The following is an 18726-nucleotide window of genomic DNA, read 5'->3' on the forward strand; positions in this document are numbered from 1 at the left end:
GTGCCGTAGAGCCAGGCGTCGACGAGGCCGTCCAGTTGTTTGCCGGAGACGCGTTCGGCGAGGGCCACGAACTCGGCGGTGGTGGCGGTGCCGTTGCGCTTGTCCGCCGCCCAGGTCTTGACGATCTCGAAGAACGCCTTGTCGCCGACGGCCACCCGCAGCGCGTGCAGGGTCATCCCGCCACGCTGGTAGACCGACTGGCTGAACAGGTCCTTCACCCCCGGCTTGCCCGGCGGCGTCCTCCACACCACGCTCGGCACCGCGTCGTACCGCTTGTCGAACTCCGCCTTGGCGGTGGACTCCTTGGTGTGCTCGGCCCAGAGCCACTCCGCGTACGTCGCGAAGCCCTCGTTGAGCCAGATGTCCTCCCACCTGGCCAACGCCACGCTGTCACCGAACCACTGGTGGGCCAGCTCGTGGGCGACCACACCGGTGTTCGCGCCCTGCCGGAAGAAGCCGCCGGAGTAGACCGGGCGGCTCTGCGTCTCCAGCGCGTACCCGATGCGGCTGTCGGAGACGACCACGCCGCCGTACGCGTCGAACGGGTACGGCCCGAACACGCTCTCCAGGTAGTCGGCGACCGTGACGGTCTGCGCCATCGCCGTGTCCGCGGGGCCCTTGGCGAGTTTGGTGGTGACGGCGCTGTAGACCGGCCGGCCCCTGTGCTCGCCGGTGGTGACCCGGAACTTGCCGATCACCAGCGTGCTCAGGTAGCTGGCCATCGGCGACTTCTCCGACCACTTCCAGGTGGTCCAGCCGCCCTTGCTGGTCTTGCCGCCGGGCACACCGTTGCTGACCGCGGTGAGGCCGTCCGGGACGGTGATCTCGAAGTCGTAGGACGCCTTGTCGGACGGGTGGTCGTTGACCGGGAACCAGGTGCTCGCCGACTCGGGCTGACCCAACGCGATCGCACCGTCGGAGGTGTGCACGAAGCCACCGTCGCCGAGCACCTCGTTCTTCAGCGGCTTCGGCACGCCCGCGTAGGCGATCTCGGCGACGAACCCGTTGCCGTTGATCAGGCCGGCCGCCGGCTTGATCACCAGCTCGTTCTTCACCCGGGTGTGGGTGGCCGGGGCGCCGTCCACGGTGACCCGCTCGACGGTCAGGCCGGCGAGGTCGAGGTTGAACGTCGACAGGTCGGCCGTCGCGGTGGCCTGCACCGTGGCCGTGCCGGTCAGCTGGTCCTTCGCCGGGTCGTAGCGCACCTTGATGGTGTACCGCCCGACGTCGTAGCCACCGTTGCCGTAGCTCGGGAAGTAGTCGTCACCGACCCCGGCGGCGCCGGCGGTGAACGTCCGCGCCGGCGTGGGCGACGTGCTCGGCGAGGGTGCGGCCTCCGGGGCGGCCGAGTCGCAACCGGACAGTGCGAGCGCCCCGGTCACCAGCAGACCGGCACCCACCCGCAGCCCGCGCCGCGTCACCCTCATCACGAACCCTCCCCGTACGGTTGCGGTGACGGCCGGGCCGCCCCGCGCGACGGGGGTCTCCCGCCGATCGCAGGCGGCAGCCTATCGACCGGCGATCACGGCCCCGTCACGGCAGGGTTGGCGCCGAGCCGCCCACCAACCAGGCGTCGAAGAGCGGTCGTAGCTGCCGGCCGGACACCCGCTCGGCGAGCGCGACGAAATCCGAGGTGGTCGCGTTGCCGGTCGCCCGCTCGGTGGTCCAGGTCCGCAGGATGCGGAAGAACGTGTCGTCGCCGACGGTGCGGCGCAGCGCGTGCACGGTGAGCGCGCCGCGCTTGTAGACGGCGGTACCGAACATGCGCTCCCGGCCCGGCTCGACCGACGGCTGGGTCCAGTCGGTCGCCACGTACTGGAGTTCGAAGTTGCGCTGCGCGGTCCGGCCGCCGTCGTGCTCCTCCCACAGCCACTCGGCGTAGCTGGCGAAGCCCTCGTTCAGCCAGATGTCGCCCCACCTGCTCAGCGACACACTGTCGCCGAACCACTGGTGGGCCAACTCGTGGGCGACGACTCCCGGATCGGGCCGGTCGCCGGTGAAGAAGCCGGGCCCGTAGACGGGCCGGGACTGGGTCTCCAGGGCGTAGCCGATCCGGTCGTCGGCGACGACGATCCCGCCGTACGAGTCGAAGGGGTACGGGCCGAAGCGGCTGGCCAGGAAGTCGACGATCTCCCCGGTGCGGGCCACCGAGCTGGCCGCGCCCCCGTTGGCCGGCAGGCTCGCGGCCACGGCGGTGACCATCGGCCGGCCGCCGTGCGTGCCACTGGTCACCCGGTAGTTTCCGATCACCAGGGTGCTCAGGTAGCTGGCCATCGGGGCACGCTCCGACCAGCGCCAGGTGGTCCAGCCGTCGGCGCTGCTCTTCGGGCCGGGCACCCCGTTGCTCAGCGCCGACAGCCCGTCCGGAACGGTCACCGCGATGTCGTAGCTGGCCTTGTCCGACGGATGGTCGTTGACCGGGAACCAGGTCGCCGCGGAGTCGGGTTGGCCGAGCGCGACCGCGCCGTCGGCGGTGTGCAGGAAGCCGCCGCTGCCCAGTTCGCCGTCGGTGACGGCGGCGGGTACGCCCGCGTACTCGACCGTCACCGTGAACTGCCGGCCACGGGGCAACCCGTCGCGGGGGGTCACGACCAGTTCGTCGTCGTCGCGTCGATGGTCGACCCGCGCGTCGGAGATGCTGACCGAGTCGACGTCCAGACCGTGCAGGTCCAGGTTGAACTGGGACAGGTCCTGGGTGGCCGTGGCCGTGACGACGGCGCGGCCGGTGAGCCGGTCGGTCGCCGGGTCGTAGCGGACGTCGAGGCCGTAGTGCGTGACGTCGTAGCCGCCGTTACCGCGCCCCGGCACGTACGGATCACCGGCGTCGGTGGCACCGGGCCGGAATCCGTCGGTGTCCGCACCCGTGCAGCCGGCCGTGATGAGCGCGATCACACAGGTCAACGCGGTGGCGGTGGCGGCCAGCCGGCTGCCGGTCGGTGTCTGTCCGGTCCGGATCATGCACCCTCCTCCTGCGACGATCCCGATCAGGACGAGCGTAGTCAGCGCCGACGGACCCACGGCCCGGATCGACGATCATCAGTCACTTTCGTCGATACAAACAAAAGTTAACCTCGATCGATACTTTCTTTCGGCTTCGACCGCCGTTAGTGTCTGTCTCCAAGCTGTAACGCGTTCGGAACATTCAGACGCGGACCTGGGCGCTCGGCGGCGCCCCGCGACCGGACTCTCGTCGCACCCTCTGCTGATCGTCATCGACGGCCACCGCCGTCGCGAAAGGTGGAACGATGCCAGACCAGACCGCAACCGACGCCTCCTCTGCCGGCCGGCTCAGCCGCCGGTCCCTGCTCGCCGCCTCCGCCGGCGCCGCCGCGCTCGGCGCGGCCGGTCTGCCGGTGCTCGCCACCGGCGCCCCCGCACTCGCGAACCCCAAGGACAAGGGCAGGAGCAGGCTGCGGGTCGAACCGCTGATCCCGTCGAAGAACCGGGGCATCATCCTCTACAGCGTCCGGGACCGGATCACCGCCGCGCCCGACGACAGTGGCGTGCCGTACGGCTTCGAGCGCGTTCTCGCCCGGCTCGCCGAGATCGGCTACAAGGAGATCGAGTTCGCCGGATACACCCAGAGCACCGAGATCCTGGGCCGGCAGATCACCCCGCGCGAGATCCGCAAGATCCTCGACGACAACGGTCTCGTCGCCAACGGCACCCACGCCTCGATCCAGGCGGCCACCTTCCAGCAGCAGATGGACATCGCCGAGGAACTCGGCATGAAGAACATCGGCACCGGCAGCGACCCGACCAACAGCGCGTACAAGGCCGACTGGGACGCCGCCGCCGACACCTGGAACGAGTTGGGCCGGCAGGCCCGAGCCCGGGGCCTGCGGCTCTACACGCACAACCACGACGTCGCGTACAGCTTCCTGCTCGACTCCGGGCCGCTCGACGAGCAGGGCCGCCCCACCCGCTCCTCCGGCATCCGGCGGCTGGAGTACTTCTTCGGCAGGACCGACCCCCGGTACGTCTTCTTCGAGTTCGACATCTACTGGGGTTACGTCGCCCGCTACAAGCACCAGAAGTACGTCGACCCGGCCGGCCGCGAGCAGACCGACCTGTTCGACCCGATCCTCAACGTGGCCGACCGGACCACCCGGTTCCCGCTGTTCCACGCGAAGGACGGCGACCGGGACACCAGCGTGCCCAACGGCCACCAGATGACCCCGCTCGGCGAGGGCGACATCAACTTCCAGCAGTTCTTCCAGACCATCGGCGAGCGGGACTTCCACCACGCCAACTGGGAGATGGACACCGCCCCGGGCGGCACCACCAACCGGGCCCAGTCGCTCGACTTCGCGGCGCTCAGCTACCGCAACATGTCCGACCTGACCATCTACCTCAAGAAGTAACGGAAAAGGCCGGCCCCGCAGCGTCGCGGAGCCGGCCTTTCGCCGAGCGGGTGACGGTCAGCGGTCGAGGACCAGACCGACCTTCTGGAACTCCTTGAGATCGCGGTAGCCGCACTTGGCCATCGCACGGCGCAGCCCACCGAACAGGTTGAGCTGACCGTCGGCCTCGTCGGCCGGGCCGAAGAGCAGCTCCTCCATCGACCCGAGCGGCTCACCCGCCACCTCGAACGTGCCCCGGGGCAGCGACGGGTGGCTGGCCGCCGAGTGCCACCAGGCACCGCCGGCGGGCGCCTCGTCGCAGAGCGACAACGGCTCGCCCAGCATCACCGCGTCCGCGCCGCAGCCGAGCGCCTTGGCGATGTCACCGGAGGTCTGGATGTCGCCGTCGGCGATCAGGTGCACGTACCGGCCGCCGGTCTCGTCGAGGTAGTCACGGCGGGCCGCCGCCGCGTCGGCGATCGCGGTGGCCATCGGCACCCGGATGCCCAGCACCGACTCGGTGGTCGACCACTCGTCACCACCGATGCCCACGATCACGCCGGCCGCGCCGGTACGCATCAGGTGCAGCGCCGTCTTGTAGTCGGTGCAGCCACCCACGATCACCGGCAGGTCGAGGTCGGCGATGAACTCCTTGAGGTTCAGCGGCTCATCGGTGGTCGACACGTGCTCCGCCGACACGATGGTGCCCTGGATGACCAGGATGTCCACCCCGGCGTCCAGGATCACCGGGGCCAGCGCGAGGGTGTGCTGCGGGGAGACCCGCACCGCCACCGTGCCGCCACCGGCGCGCAGCTCACGCACCCGCTCGGCGATCAGGTCCGGACGGATCGGCTCCGCGTACACCTCCTGGAGCCGCTTGGTGGCGCGGGCGTCCTCGTCGAGGCCGGCAAGCTCGTCCAGCACCTTGGTCGGGTTCTCGTAGCGGGTCCACAACCCCTCGACGTTGAGCACGCCGAGGCCGCCGAGCTGACCGAGCCGCACCGCCGAGGACGGGCTCATGGTGGCGTCGGAGGGATGCCCGACGCACGGGATGCCGAACGGGTACGCGTCGAGCTGCCAGGCGGTCGAGACGTCGTCGACGTCCCGGGTTCGCCGGCTCGGCACGATGGCGATGTCGTCCAGGTGGTAGCCGCGCTGCGCGGTCTTGCCCAGCCCGATCTCGACCACGTCACGCATGGGGGACTCCAGGTGGTTGGGGGTGGAGGGGTCAGCGGGTGTGGTAGTTGGGCGCCTCGACGGTCATCTGGATGTCGTGCGGGTGGCTCTCCTTCAGCCCGGCCGCGGTGATCCGGATGAGCTGGCCCCGGTGGTGCAGGTCGGGGATGTTCTCCGCGCCCGCGTACCCCATGGCCAGACGCAGCCCACCGACGAGCTGGTGGGCCACCCGGGACAGCGGCCCCCGGTAGGGCACCTGGCCCTCGACGCCCTCGGGGACCAGCTTGTCGTCGCTGAGCACGTCCTGCTGGAAGTAGCGGTCCTTGCTGTACGACTTGGCCTGGCCCCGGGACTGCATCGCGCCGAGCGACCCCATGCCGCGGTACGCCTTGTACTGCTTGCCGTTGACGAAGATCAGCTCGCCGGGGCTCTCCTCGCAGCCGGCCAGCAGGCTGCCGAGCATCACCGTGTCGGCGCCGGCGACCAGCGCCTTGGCGATGTCGCCGGAGTACTGGATCCCGCCGTCACCGATCACCGGCACACCGGCCGGACGGGCGGCCCGGGCCGCCTCCATGATCGCGGTGATCTGCGGCACGCCGACCCCGGCGACGATCCGGGTGGTGCAGATCGCGCCCGGACCCACGCCCACCTTGATCCCGTCGGCGCCGGCGTCGACCAGCGCCTTCGCACCGGCGTACGTGGCCACGTTGCCGCCCACGATGTCGATGCTGACATCGGCCTTGAGCCGGCGGACCATGTCCAGCACGGCCCGCTGGTGGCCGTGCGCGGTGTCCACGATCAGCACGTCCACGCCCGCGTCGACCAGGGCACGGGCCCGCTTGTACGCGTCCTCGCCCACACCGATGGCGGCCGCGACCCGCAGCCGGCCGGCGTCGTCCTTGCTGGCGTCCGGGTACTGCTCGCTCTTGGTGAAGTCCTTCACGGTGATCAACCCGCGCAGCCGGCCGGAATCGTCCACGATCGGCAACTTCTCGACCTTGTGCTGGCGCAGCAGGGCCAGCGCGTCGTCCTTGCTCACCCCGACCTTGGCGGTGACCAGCGGCGTGTGGGTCATGATCTCGCGGACCGGCGTGTCCGGTTCGGAGACGAAGCGCATGTCCCGGTTGGTGACGATGCCGACCAGCTGACCGTCGGAGTCCACGACCGGCACGCCGGAGATGCGGTAGCGGCCGCACAGCTCGTCGACCTCGCGCAGCGTGTCGTTGGGGCTGGCCGTCACCGGGTTGGTGATCATGCCGGACTCGGAGCGCTTCACCAGGTCGACCTGAAGGGCCTGGTCCTCCAGCGAAAGGTTGCGGTGCAGCACGCCGATGCCGCCCTGGCGGGCCATGGCGATCGCCATCCGCGCCTCGGTGACGGTGTCCATGGCGCTGGACAGCAGGGGGATGGACAGCTCGACGTTGCGGGTGAGCTTCGTCCGGGTGTTGACCCTGCTGGGCACCACGTCCGACTCGCCCGGCTGAAGCAGCACGTCGTCGAAGGTGAGACCGAGCGGAACCACCCGCGCGGAGCCGGCCGGCAGCTCGGGCAGGTGGCCGCCCAGGTCGGCGTGCTCGGCGCCGGCCGGAAGATCGGTGCTGGGCGAATTTTCCACGATTGCTCCCCTGAGCTGCTCGAATGGGCTTCAGCGAGGTGGCGCGGGCAGGCACCGGAACGCGCCACGGTGCCGGCACGTCGTCCCATCGTACCCAGTGAGCTGGGCGACTCCCTCGTGGCGGGCCGGCTCGTCGCGCAGCCGGGGGGCGGACGTCCCCGCCGCGTTGGGTCTACGGTGAGGGGGTGCACGACGAGCCCATCGACCCGTTCAACGGCGACCCGGCCGACCCGACTGCGGGGCTGGACGATCCGGGCGACGACGCGACGCCGGATCCACTGACCGACGTCGAGCGGCAGGACGTGCTGGAGGACCTCGCCGACCTGGAGATCTACCAGGCCCTGCTGGCGCCGATCGGTGTCCGCGGGCTGGTGATCGAATGCGAGGACTGCCGGGAGCCACACTACTTCGACTGGGATCTGCTCCGGGGCAACCTGCATCACCTGCTCAACTCCGGTCGGCCCCGGGTGCACGAGCCCGCCTACGACCCGGACCCGGACCACTACGTAACGTGGGACTACGCCCGCGGATACGCCGACGGGGTGCACGACACCCTGACCGAGGGCACCGAGGACGAGTCGGGCACCACCACCGCCACGGACTGACCCCCGCGGTCCCACCCCCGGCAAGCAAGCCCGGCCGCCGCAAGATCGTGCTGCAACAACGATGTAGTGGCCTCCCGGTCCGGGGAAGCCACTACATCCTGGTTCGAGCACGATCTTGCGGCGCGGCGCGGCGCGGCGCGTGCGGCGCGTGCGACGCGTGCGGCGCGTGCGGCGCGTGCGGGACCGGGGTGCGGGTCAGGCGACCAGGCCGGCGCGGAAGCCGGCGGCCACCGCGTGTGCCCGGTCCCGGGCACCGAGCTTGCGGAACAGCCGGCGGGCGTGGGTCTTGACGGTGTCCTCCGAGACGAACAGCTCCCGGCCGATCTCCGCGTTGCTCTTGCCCTCGGCCATGCCCAGCAGCACCTGAAGCTCCCGCTCGGTGAGCCCGATCGACGCCCGGGCGGGCCGGGTGCTCTGGGCGCTGCGGGCCTGGTCGGTCTGGTCGGGCGAATCGCCGTTCGCGGACTCGGCCTCATCGTCACCTCGCTGTACCGGCACCGACGGCACGCCTGCCGGCCCCTCGCCGGTCGCCGTGGCGGACCGGCCGGGCTCGGCGGAGCCGCGCAGGGACGGCCCGGAGCGGCCCGCGCCGCCGACCGTCGCGGTGTCCCGGGCCGGATCGGTGATCCGTTGCCGGGTCGCCCGGCCGGGAGCGGTGAGCAGCAGCAGGGCCTTCGCGACCGCGCTGGTCAGGTCGTGGTCGGCGTTCTGGATCAGACCGCGGGCGCCGGCGCTGATGCTCGCCGCCGCGGCCTCGGACTCCTCGGCACCGAGCAGCACCACCGCGGCCTGCGGCGCGCGGGCCAGCACCCGGCGGACGAAGCCGGCGCTGTCCGGCCGCGTCAGGGCCGTGTCGGCCAGCACCACGTCGGCCGGTCGCTCAGCGAGCCGCAACATCACCTCGGGATCGGAGACGGCGGTACGAACGATCGCGGACAAACCCAGTCGCGCGGCAGCAGAAGTCAGGTGCTGGGCGGCGAGTGGTGTCCGAACGCACACGAGAACGGTACGCACTGTGGTCTCCTCTCCGCCAACGAGCAGACCATGACGGGGTCGGCTGGGGAGGAGGTTCCCGGCAATCCTTCGAACTTTTCCGACAGATGGGGCAAAAGCCGCAACTTGGAGGCCGTTTTCGATCACACACGTGTGAGTCGGCGACGGCCCGGGTACCGGGAGGGCCAGGCCGGGAACGGTGCGCCTGCGCGGCCCGCCGCCCGGAAGCCGGCCACAAGGATCTCGCGGTGCCGCGCGGGAGGAGGGGTGCTGATGTCGAACGTACGTAGACTGCCCGGACCCATCGTCGATCTGTGGGACTGGCAGCGGCTCGGTGCCTGTCGAGGGCGGGACAGCGCCCAGTTCTTCCACCCCGACGGTGAGCGGGGCTCCTCCCGACTGCGTCGGGAGTCCTCCGCCAAGGCGGTGTGCCGGGCCTGCCCCGTTCGCGCCGAGTGCGCCGCGCACGCGCTGTCGGTCCGCGAGCCGTACGGCGTGTGGGGTGGCTTCAGCGAGTCGGAGCGGCTGCGGCTGCTCGCCGTCGGCTGGGAGGACCTGGCGGACCGCCGGCACGCCCGGGTGGACGTGGCCCGACTGGAGGCCCGACTGGGCCGCCCGCACAAGTCGACCGTCCCCGCCCAACGCAACGTCGCCTGACCCGACTCTTCCCAGCACCGCGAACCGCGCCCCCACCGGGGCGCGGTTTCCGCGTCATGCGGGCGGGGTCAGCGGACGTTGACCGTGACGGTGTGCCAGCCGGTGGCGCCGTCCGGGGCGACGCCCTGCGTACGCTCGGTCTGCGTCTCACCCGTCGCGTCGGTGGCCCGGACCTGGAGCCGGTGCTCGCCCGGCGTCGCGTCCCAGCGCCACGACCACTGCACCCAGGTGTCCACCGACACCGTCGGGGCCAGCTCCGCCTCCTGCCAGGCGCCGCCGTCGACGCGTACCTCGACCCGGCGGATGCCCCGGTGCTGCGCCCAGGCCACCCCGGCCACGGTGACCGGGCCGGCGGTCAGTCGGTTGCGGGCGCGCGGCGCGTCGATTCGCGACTGGGTCTTGATCGGTCCCTGGGCGGACCAGCCCCGCGGCACCCAGTACGCGTCGAAGTCGGCGAACCGGGTCAGCTCCAGCTCGGTCACCCACTTGCAGGCCGACACGTAACCGTAGAGGCCGGGCACCACCATCCGGACCGGGAAGCCGTGCTCCACCGGCAGCGGCTCCCCGTTCATGCCGATCGCCAGCAGGGCGTCCCGCCCGTCGCGCAGCGCGGCGGTGGGGGTGCCACAGGTCCAGCCGTCGACCGACCGGCCGACGACCTGGTCGGCGCCGTCCTCCGGCTCGACCTCGTCGAGCAGTTCCCGCAGGGGTACGCCGAGCCAGCGCGCGTTGCCGATCAGGTCGCCCCCGACCTCGTTGGAGACGCAGGCCAGCGTGACGTACCGCTCGACCAGCGGCCGGGCCAGCAGGTCGGCGTAGCTGTAGGTGCGCTCGGTACGGACCCGGCCGTGGATCCGCAGCCGCCAGGTGTCGGGGTCCACCTGGGGCACCACCAGGGCGGTGTCGATCCGGTAGAACCCGAAGTTCGGGGTGACGTACGGCGCGAGCTGGGTCACCGACAGGTCCGCGCCGGCGGGCACGGCGGGTGCCGGTGCGACCGGCGCGGGCAGGCTGATCGCGTCCCGGGCGGCCGACACCCCGCGCCGCCCAGCCAGCCACCGCCCGCCCAGGCCGGCCACGGCGGCGGTGCCGAGCAGCGCCCCGGCACCGCTGAGGAACCGCCGACGCGACTCCGGGTCGACCCCGTCGGCCGCGCTCACCGCTACCGGCGCGGCGGGAGTAACCGGCACCGGCGCGGCAGGGGTCACCGGCACCGGCAATCCGTCACGGCCCGAGGGGCCAGCCGGCGACACCGGACCCGCCGGGGACACCGGGGCCACCCGGGGCGCGGGTGAGGTCCAGGGCCAGGGGTCCAGCTCGAACGGGCCGGCGATGAACAGCCAGAGCACCAGGGCACCGAGGCCGCCGCCGACGAGTGATGGCAGCGCGTCGAGGACGTCCGCGCCGGGGCGGGTCAGCGCGGCGGCCACGCCGATGACGCCGAACGCCGCGATGCCGGCCAGACCGAGGGCCAACCGGCGCACCGCCAGCACTCCGAACAGGGCGGCGAAGCCGCCGAGCAGCACGGCCGTACCGACCAGCAGGGCGATCTTGTCGGCGGTGCCGAAGACGTCGATGGCGAACTGCTTGACCGACTCGGGGACGGCGTCGACGACCACCCCGCCGACCGCGACCAGCGGCGCCGACCGGGGGCCGGTCAGCACCGCCACCGGTTCGGCGATCCCGATCGCGACGGCGGCAGCGGTCACTCCGGCCAGCGCGGCGTACCGCCGTGACGTGGTGCTCATCGGCCCAGTGTGCGCGATCACCGCGCCGGGTCGCCAACGACGTCAGCGCTTGGTAATGACCGGCGAAGACGGACCGGGGCACACCGCCGTACGACGGTGTGCCCCGGGGGGTGTCGCTACCGGGTCAGAAGCCCGGGCCGTGCTGGTGGCCGTGGCCGTGGCCGTGCCCACCGGCGGCGGCCGGCTCGGCCTGCTCCGGCTTCTCCACCACGAGGCTCTCCGTGGTGAGCAGCAGACCGGCGATCGAGGCGGCGTTGGTGACCGCGTTGCGGGTCACCTTCACCGGGTCGATGATGCCGGCCTTGGCCAGGTCGACGTACTCGCCCTTGGCGGCGTCGAGGCCGTTGCCCCACTTCAGGTCGGCGACCTTCTGGGTGACGACGTAGCCGTCGTGACCGGCGTTCTGCGCGATCCAGCGCAGCGGCTCGACGAGCGCCTTGCGCACGACCGAGACGCCGACCTTCTCGTCACCGGTGAAGCCCAGGTCGTCGTCGAGCACCGGGAGGATCTGCACCAGGGCGGCGCCGCCGCCGGGCACGGTGCCCTCCTCGACCGCGGCCTTGGTCGCCGCGATGGCGTCCTCGATGCGGTGCTTGCGCTCCTTCATCTCGACCTCGGTCGCCGCACCCACCTTGATCACGGCGATGCCGCCGGAGAGCTTCGCCAGCCGCTCGGCCAGCTTCTCCCGGTCCCAGTCGGAGTCGGAGGCCTCGATCTCCTTGCGGATCTGGGCCACCCGGTCGGCGACGTCGGTCTTCTGGCCGCCACCGTCGACGATCGTGGTGTTCTCCTTGTCGACCACGACGCGCCGGGCGGTGCCGAGCACCTCCAGGCCGACCTGGTCGAGCTTGTAACCCAGCTCCGGGGCGACCAGCTCGGCGCCCGTGGAGATCGCGATGTCCTGCAGCATGGCCTTGCGCCGGTCGCCGAAGCCCGGGGCCTTCACGGCGCAGACCTTGAGGGTCTTGCGCAGCGAGTTGACCACCAGGGTGGAGAGCGCCTGACCGTCCACGTCCTCGGCGATGATCAGCAGGGGCTTGCTGTTCTGCAGGACCTTCTCCAGCAGCGGCAGCAGTTCCTCGATCGCCGAGATCTTCTGGGTGGTGACCAGGATGTACGCGTCCTCGAGGACGGACTCCTGACCCTCCAGGTCGGTGACGAAGTTCGGCGAGATGAAGCCCTTGTCGAACTGGAGACCCTCGGTCACGTCCAGCTCGGTGGTGAGCATCGAGCCCTCCTCGACGGTGATGACACCGTCGCGGCCGACCCGCTCCATCGCCTCGGCGATCAGCTCGCCGATGGTGGCGTCCTGCGCGGAGATCGTCGCCACGTTCGCGATCGACTCCTTGCCGGCGACCTCGACGGCCCGGCCGAGCAGCGCCTCGGAGACCTTGGCGGCCGCCGCGTCGATGCCCCGCTTGAGGCCGGCCGGGTTGGTTCCGGCGGTCACGTTGCGCAGGCCCTCACGGACCATCGCCTGGGCCAGCACGGTCGCGGTGGTGGTCCCGTCGCCGGCGACGTCGTTGGTCTTGGTCGCCACCTCCTTGACCAGCTGCGCGCCGAGGTTCTCGTAGGGGTTGGTGAGCTCGATCTCCTTGGCGATGGTCACACCATCGTTGGTGATCGTCGGCGCACCGAATTTCTTGTCCAGGACGACGTTGCGCCCGCGCGGGCCGAGGGTGACCTTGACCGCGTCCGCGAGGGCGTTGACACCGTGCTCCAGCAGGTGCCGGGCGTCGTCCGAGAAGCTCAGGATCTTCGCCATGAATGTCCCTTCGAAGCGTCATTGCCCCGGCCCGGCGAGCCGGACCGGGGCAATGGCACTGATCGGTTGCTTACTTCTCGATGACCGCGAGGACGTCGCGGGCGGAGAGCACCAGGTACTCCTCGCCGGCGTACTTGACCTCGGTGCCGCCGTACTTCGAGTAGAGGACGGTGTCGCCGACCTGAACGTCAACCGGAACCCGGTTGCCGTTGTCGTCGACGCGCCCCGGGCCCACAGCGAGGACGGTGCCCTCCTGCGGCTTCTCCTTGGCGGTGTCGGGGATCACGATGCCCGACGCCGTGGTGGTCTCAGCCTCGTTCGCCTGGACCACGATGCGGTCCTCGAGCGGCTTGATCGCAACCTTGGTCGCGGTAGTCACGGGCATACCCTCCTGGGGTACTGGTTTCGTTGCTGGCCAGCGGGGCTGACCAGCGTCAATCTGCCTCATGCCACCGGGCGGGACCGTCGTCGCGGGTGCCGGTCCGCCTGGCGTGCGCACCCGGGTCGCGAGACCCGGAAGCTGGCACCCTCAGGGTGAGAGTGCTAATCGCAGGTTATTCCGTGGCTAGCACTCCGTCAAGGAGAGTGCCAGCGCGTCGCGCCCCGCCAGCCAGGATTTCCGGGTCGCCCGGGACAATGGCGGAGTGGATCTCGACCAGCTGGCGACGCTGCGTACCCCCGAGGGGTCGGCCGCGCTCGCGGCGGCGGCCGAGCTGGCCGGCGGTGATCCGCTGACCGCGGCGTCGGCCCTGCGCGCGGCCGGGGTGCCGCCGCCACTGGCCGCGGCGGCGCTCACCCAGGCCGAGCTGCGCCACCGGGCGATCGGCAAGTTCGGCCCGGGTGCCGCCGGGATGTTCCTCACCCGGGCCGGACTGGAGCAGGCCACCCGCCGGGTGGTCGCGGACCGCCGCGCCGAACGGCTGCGAGCGGCCGGCGTCCACACCCTCGCCGACCTCGGCTGCGGCCTGGGCGCCGACGCGCTGGCCGCGGCCCGTGCCGGCATCCGGGTGTACGGGGTGGAGGCCGACCCGGTGACCGCCGCGATGGCCGCCGCCAACGCGGCCGCGGCGGGGCTGGCCGACCTGTTCACGGTCGAGTGCGGCGACGCCACAGCGTTCGACGTCACCCGGGTCGACGGGGTCTTCTGCGATCCGGCCCGCCGGACGACCGGCACCGGGCGGCGGATCTTCGACCCGCGCGCCTACTCGCCACCCTGGGACTTCGTGACCGGGTTGGCCGAGCGGGTGCCGCGCACCGTGGTGAAGGTGGCGCCGGGCCTGGACCACTCGCTCATCCCGCCCGGCGCGGAGGCCGAGTGGGTCGGCGTGGACGGCGACCTGGTCGAGGCCGCGCTCTGGTGCGGGGAGCTGGCGGAGGTGCCCCGCCGCGCCACCCTGTACCGCCAGGAGAGCGGCGAGACCCGCCGCCACCAGCTCACCGGCTCAGGTGCCACCGAGGCGCCGGTCGGGACGGTGGGCCGCTACCTCTACGACCCCGACCCGGCGGTGGTCCGCGCGCACCTCGTCGCCGAACTGGCCGACGAGCTGCACGCCACGCTGGGCGACCCGAGCATCGCCTACCTCTACGCCGAGCACCCGACCCGCACCCCGTACGCCCGCTGCCTGGAGATCACCGACGTGCTGCCGTTCTCGCTCAAGCGCCTGCGGACGCTGCTGCGGGACCGCCGGGTGGGTCGGGTGGAGATCCTCAAGCGGGGCTCGGCACTCACCCCGGAGCAGCTCCGGCGGGACCTGCGGTTGACCGGCGACCAGGCGGCGAGTCTGGTGCTCACCCGGGTCGCCGGGGCGCCGACCGTACTGATCGGCCGGCCGGTCGACTAGCGTCGTCGGCGTGGCGGGACAGGGCACTCCGGCGACGGCACTACTGGTCAAGCGTGGCATCGCGCATCGCACCCACCCGTACCGGGTGGCGCCGGACGCCCCGAACTACGGCGCGCTGGTGGCGACGGCGCTCGGCGTGGCACTGGAGCGGGTGTTCAAGACGCTGGTGACCGACGTGGACGGCGCACTCACCGTGGCGGTCGTACCGGTCAGCGGTGAACTGGACCTCAAGGCGCTCGCGGCGGCGGTCGGCGGCAAGCGGGCCGCGCTGGCCGACCGGGTGGTCGCCGAGCGGGCCACCGGCTACGTGCGGGGTGGGATCAGCCCGCTCGGGCAGCGCCGGCGACTGCCCACTGTGCTCGACGACTCCGCACTGGACCTGCCGACGATCTACGTCTCCGCAGGCCGACGCGGTCTGCAACTCGAATTGGCCGCTGCGGATCTGGTGGCGCTGACCGAGGCGCGCACCGCGCCGTTGCACACGCGCTAACACCTGTCGTTACGTCGACTCCCCGGTGGGATGACCGGGGAGTAACAGTCGCGTTGCTGAATTGTTATCGCCCCCAACAAACTTGGCACCTGCGCAGTCTTGTGGAGCTGGTGTGACGCGAAATACGTTGCCGGACACAACAAAACAACACCTCCCCCACCCCCGAAAGGACCCTGCACATGCGTAAGGGGATCCTCACCATCGCCGCCGTGGGCCTGCTCACGGCCGGCGCCTTGACCGCCTGCGGCGACGACTCCAGCAACGACCCGTCCGGTTCGGCCAAGACCCCCAAGATCGGCGTGATCCTCCCGGACAGCAAGTCCTCCGTCCGCTGGGAGACCGCGGACCGTCGATTCCTGGAAGAGGCGTTCAAGGCCGCCGGCGTCCAGTACGACATTCAGAACGCCCAGAACGACAAGACCGCCTTCCAGACCATCGCCGACCAGATGATCACCGGCGGCGTCACCGCCCTGATGATCGTCAACCTGGACTCCGGCACCGGCAAGGCCGTGCTCGACAAGGCCAAGTCGCAGGGTGTCGCCACCATCGACTACGACCGGCTCACCCTCGGCGGCTCCGCCCAGTACTACGTCAGCTTCGACAACGAGACCGTCGGCAAGCTGCAGGGCGAGGGGCTGACGAAGTGCCTGACCGAGAAGGGTGTCAAGAACCCGGTCGTGGCGTACCTCAACGGCTCCCCCACCGACAACAACGCCACCCTGTTCAAGGCCGGCTACGACTCGGTGCTCAAGCCGAAGTTCGACTCCAAGGAATACGTCAAGGGCCCCGAGGACGCGGTTCCGGCGTGGGACAACGCCCAGGCCGCCACGATCTTCGAGCAGCAGCTCACCAAGGCCAACGGCAAGATCGACGGTGTGCTGTCGGCCAACGACGGTCTCGGCAACGCGGCCATCTCGATCCTCAAGAAGAACAAGCTCAACGGCAAGGTGCCGGTGACCGGGCAGGACGCCAGCGTCGAGGGCCTGCAGAACATCCTCGTCGGTGACCAGTGCATGACCGTCTACAAGGCGGTCCGGGAAGAGGCCAAGGCCGCTTCCGACCTGGCCATCGCGCTCGCCAAGGGCGAGAAGAAGGAGACCGGCCAGACGGTGAAGGACCCGGAGGGTGGCCGCGACGTCCCCTCGGTGCTGCTCACCCCGAAGGCCATCTACAAGGACACCGTCAAGGACGTCATCGCCGACGGCTACGTGACCAAGGAGCAGGTCTGCACCGGGACGTACGCCAAGCTCTGCGCCGAAGCCGGCATCAGCTGACCGACGCCGCAGTACCCGCCGGGACGACCATCGCCGCCCGGCACGGGAGCACCACTCCCGTGCCGGGCGGCGCCCGCCGGACGGGCCCCGACCTCCCTTGCGAAGGAGACCCCCCGTGTCCGCGACCCCCCTGCTGGAACTTCGCGGGATCGACAAGAGCTTCGGTCCCGTCCAGGTGCTCCGCGACGTCGCATTCACCGTCCACCCGGGCGAAGTGACCGCGCTGGTCGGCGACAACGGCGCCGGCAAGTCGACCCTGGTCAAGTGCATCAGCGGCATCTACCCCACCGACGCCGGCGAGGTCCTGTTCAACGGTGAGCAGGTCCACATCAACAGCCCCCGCGACGCCGCCGCCCTCGGCATCGAGGTCGTCTACCAGGACCTCGCGCTCTGCGACAACCTGGACATCGTGCAGAACATGTTCCTCGGCCGGGAGAAGCGCAGCGGCATCGTCCTCGACGAGCCGACCATGGAGCAACTCGCCGCCGAGACGCTGGCCGGGCTCTCCATCCGCACCGTCACCTCACTGCGTCAACACGTGTCCAGCCTCTCCGGCGGTCAGCGTCAGACCGTGGCCATCGCCAAGGCCGTGCTGTGGAACAGCAAGCTGGTCATCCTTGACGAGCCGACCGCCGCGCTCGGCGTGGCACAGACCGCCCAGGTGCTCGAACTGGTCCGCCGCCTCGCCGACAACGGCCTCGCCGTGGTGCTCATCTCGCACAACATGAACGACGTCTTCGCCGTCTCCGACCGCATCGCCGCGCTGTACCTCGGCCAGATGGTCGCCCAGGTGAAGACCACCGACATCACCCACGCCCAGGTGGTCGAGCTGATCACCGCCGGGCGCTCGGGCGGGCTCGGCCTCGCCACCGACCCGGGTACGGGCGGCAACGGCAACGGCCCGCAGCCGGCCGACTCGACCTCAGGAGGCCACCGATGACCACCACCGCCGTGCGGAAGGACGGCCCCGCGGCCGTCACACCGGCGCCGACCGTCGGGAGCCACGTCCGCACCTACCTGAGCCGGGTACGCGGCGGCGACGTCGGCGCGCTCCCCGCCGTCCTCGGCCTGATCGTGCTCTGCACGGTCTTCGCGGTCATGCGGCCGTCGTCGTTCCTGTCGGCCGGTAACTTCGCCAACCTCTTCACCCAGGGTGCCGCGGTCACGCTGATCGCGATGGGCCTGGTCTTCGTGCTGCTGCTCGGCGAGATCGACCTCTCTGCCGGCTTCGCCAGCGGGGTCTGCGCGGCGGTACTGGCCAATGTGGTCACCGTACTCGGCTACCCCTGGTGGGTCGCCGTGCTCGCCGCGGTCGGCACCGGTCTGGTCATCGGCACCACCCTCGGCCTGCTCGTCGCGAAGATCGGCGTTCCGTCCTTCGTGGTCACCCTCGCCGGCTTCCTCGCCTTCCAGGGCATCGTGCTGATGCTCGTCAAGGACGGCACCAACATCTCCGTCCGCGACGAGGTGCTCGTCGCCATCGCCAACCGCAACCTCACCCCCACCCTCGGCTGGGCGCTGGCCGCCCTCGCGGTCGTCGGCTACGGGACGGTGCAGCTGCTGCGCCACCGCAACCGGGTGGCCCGCGGTCTGATCACCGACCCGATCGCGGTGGTGGCGCTGCGGATCGGCGGGCTCGCCGTCATCCTCGGAGCGGCGGTGTACGTCCTCAACCTGGAGCGCAGCCGCAACGTACTGGTCGTCTCGCTCAAGGGTGTGCCGATCGTCGTGCCGATCATCGCGGTGCTGCTGGTCATCTGGACCTTCGTGCTCCAACGCACCAGCTACGGCCGGCACATCTACGCCGTGGGCGGCAACCGGGAAGCGGCACGCCGGGCCGGCATCGGGATCGACCGGATCCGGATCTCGGTCTTCGTGATCTGCTCGTCCATGGCCGCGATCGGTGGCATCGTGGCGGCCAGCCGGGCCAACTCGGTCGACCCGAACACCGGGGGCAGTAACGTACTGCTCTACGCGGTCGGCGCGGCGGTGATCGGAGGCACCAGCCTCTTCGGTGGCAAGGGCCGTGTCCTCGACGCCGTCCTCGGCGGCGCGGTGGTCGCGGTCATCGAAAACGGAATGGGCCTGATGGGGTACAGCGCGGGAGTCAAGTACGTGGTGACCGGCGTCGTGCTCATGCTCGCCGCCACCGTCGACGCGCTCTCCCGCCGCCGCGCGGCAGCCACCGGCACCCGCTGACCGCGGGGAGGGGCACCACC

Annotated in this window: 16 protein-coding genes; 8 read left to right on the forward strand and 8 right to left on the reverse strand. The window is 71.1% G+C overall.

From position 1 onward, the window contains the following. Both F8271_RS12565 and F8271_RS12570 read right to left on the reverse strand, forming a co-directional pair. The coding region (locus F8271_RS12565) for a M1 family metallopeptidase (RefSeq protein ID WP_151489871.1) at nucleotides 1-1427 on the reverse strand (1427 nt) is incomplete at its 3' end. A 106-nt stretch (nucleotides 1428-1533) separates the two neighbouring features. Next, nucleotides 1534-2958, reverse strand: coding sequence for a M1 family metallopeptidase (locus F8271_RS12570; RefSeq protein WP_151489872.1), 1425 nt, complete (start codon nucleotides 2956-2958; stop codon nucleotides 1534-1536). 287 nt (nucleotides 2959-3245) lie between these two features. Between F8271_RS12570 and F8271_RS12575 the strand changes: the two genes are divergently transcribed. After that, nucleotides 3246-4364: a sugar phosphate isomerase/epimerase gene (locus F8271_RS12575; protein WP_151489873.1), complete on the forward strand. Its 1119-nt coding sequence runs from the start codon at nucleotides 3246-3248 to the stop codon at nucleotides 4362-4364. A 57-nt stretch (nucleotides 4365-4421) separates the two neighbouring features. Here the strand turns inward: F8271_RS12575 and F8271_RS12580 are convergent, their stop codons facing one another. Further along, nucleotides 4422-5540, reverse strand: coding sequence for a GuaB3 family IMP dehydrogenase-related protein (locus F8271_RS12580; RefSeq protein WP_151489874.1), 1119 nt, complete (start codon nucleotides 5538-5540; stop codon nucleotides 4422-4424). Between the two features lie 31 nt (nucleotides 5541-5571). Continuing rightward, nucleotides 5572-7134: an IMP dehydrogenase gene (guaB, locus tag F8271_RS12585; protein ID WP_151489875.1), complete on the reverse strand. Its 1563-nt coding sequence runs from the start codon at nucleotides 7132-7134 to the stop codon at nucleotides 5572-5574. Nucleotides 7135-7319: 185 nt separating this feature from the next. Here guaB and F8271_RS12590 point away from each other — a divergent pair, with 185 nt between their 5' ends. Continuing rightward, on the forward strand, nucleotides 7320-7739 hold the full coding sequence (locus F8271_RS12590; protein ID WP_151489876.1) for a DUF5319 domain-containing protein: 420 nt from the start codon (nucleotides 7320-7322) through the stop codon (nucleotides 7737-7739). 195 nt (nucleotides 7740-7934) lie between these two features. Here the strand turns inward: F8271_RS12590 and F8271_RS12595 are convergent, their stop codons facing one another. After that, nucleotides 7935-8753 (reverse strand): response regulator transcription factor, encoded by an 819-nt coding sequence (locus F8271_RS12595; protein WP_151489877.1) that lies wholly within the window; start codon nucleotides 8751-8753, stop codon nucleotides 7935-7937. Nucleotides 8754-9005: 252 nt separating this feature from the next. On the opposite strand from F8271_RS12595, the gene F8271_RS12600 reads away from it, so the two are divergent. Continuing rightward, entirely contained in the window at nucleotides 9006-9389 is a 384-nt protein-coding gene (locus F8271_RS12600; RefSeq protein WP_139583648.1) for a WhiB family transcriptional regulator, read from the forward strand. A 68-nt stretch (nucleotides 9390-9457) separates the two neighbouring features. Here the strand turns inward: F8271_RS12600 and F8271_RS12605 are convergent, their stop codons facing one another. The 3 genes from F8271_RS12605 to groES form a co-directional block, all read right to left on the reverse strand. Next, complete coding sequence (locus tag F8271_RS12605; protein ID WP_151489878.1) at nucleotides 9458-11137, reverse strand: molybdopterin-dependent oxidoreductase; 1680 nt, start codon at nucleotides 11135-11137, stop codon at nucleotides 9458-9460. Between the two features lie 124 nt (nucleotides 11138-11261). Further along, the gene (groL, locus tag F8271_RS12610) at nucleotides 11262-12902 is read right to left on the reverse strand and encodes a chaperonin GroEL (protein WP_151489879.1); all 1641 of its coding nucleotides are present in this window, start codon (nucleotides 12900-12902) and stop codon (nucleotides 11262-11264) included. A 70-nt stretch (nucleotides 12903-12972) separates the two neighbouring features. Continuing rightward, on the reverse strand, nucleotides 12973-13287 hold the full coding sequence (gene groES, locus F8271_RS12615; RefSeq protein ID WP_030330046.1) for a co-chaperone GroES: 315 nt from the start codon (nucleotides 13285-13287) through the stop codon (nucleotides 12973-12975). Between the two features lie 259 nt (nucleotides 13288-13546). Between groES and F8271_RS12620 the strand changes: the two genes are divergently transcribed. The 5 genes from F8271_RS12620 to F8271_RS12640 all read left to right on the forward strand — a co-directional run bounded on the left by F8271_RS12620 (nucleotide 13547) and on the right by F8271_RS12640 (nucleotide 18706). Continuing rightward, nucleotides 13547-14743 (forward strand): methyltransferase domain-containing protein, encoded by a 1197-nt coding sequence (locus F8271_RS12620; RefSeq protein WP_151489880.1) that lies wholly within the window; start codon nucleotides 13547-13549, stop codon nucleotides 14741-14743. 10 nt (nucleotides 14744-14753) lie between these two features. Further along, a complete protein-coding gene (gene ybaK, locus F8271_RS12625) occupies nucleotides 14754-15233 on the forward strand; it encodes a Cys-tRNA(Pro) deacylase (RefSeq protein WP_151489881.1) in 480 nt (159 codons plus the stop codon). 179 nt (nucleotides 15234-15412) lie between these two features. Then, nucleotides 15413-16507, forward strand: a complete 1095-nt coding sequence (locus F8271_RS12630; RefSeq protein WP_151489882.1) for a sugar ABC transporter substrate-binding protein — start codon at nucleotides 15413-15415, stop codon at nucleotides 16505-16507. A 115-nt stretch (nucleotides 16508-16622) separates the two neighbouring features. Then, nucleotides 16623-17447, forward strand: coding sequence for an ATP-binding cassette domain-containing protein (locus F8271_RS12635; RefSeq protein WP_151489883.1), 825 nt, complete (start codon nucleotides 16623-16625; stop codon nucleotides 17445-17447). Beyond that, a complete protein-coding gene (locus F8271_RS12640; RefSeq protein ID WP_151489884.1) occupies nucleotides 17444-18706 on the forward strand; it encodes a sugar ABC transporter permease in 1263 nt (420 codons plus the stop codon). Before F8271_RS12635 ends, F8271_RS12640 begins: the two co-directional genes overlap by 4 nt. Nucleotides 18707-18726 lie beyond the last annotated feature (20 nt).

The sequence above is a fragment of the Micromonospora sp. ALFpr18c genome (genome assembly GCF_008868155.1).
GTDB lineage: Bacteria > Actinomycetota > Actinomycetes > Mycobacteriales > Micromonosporaceae > Micromonospora.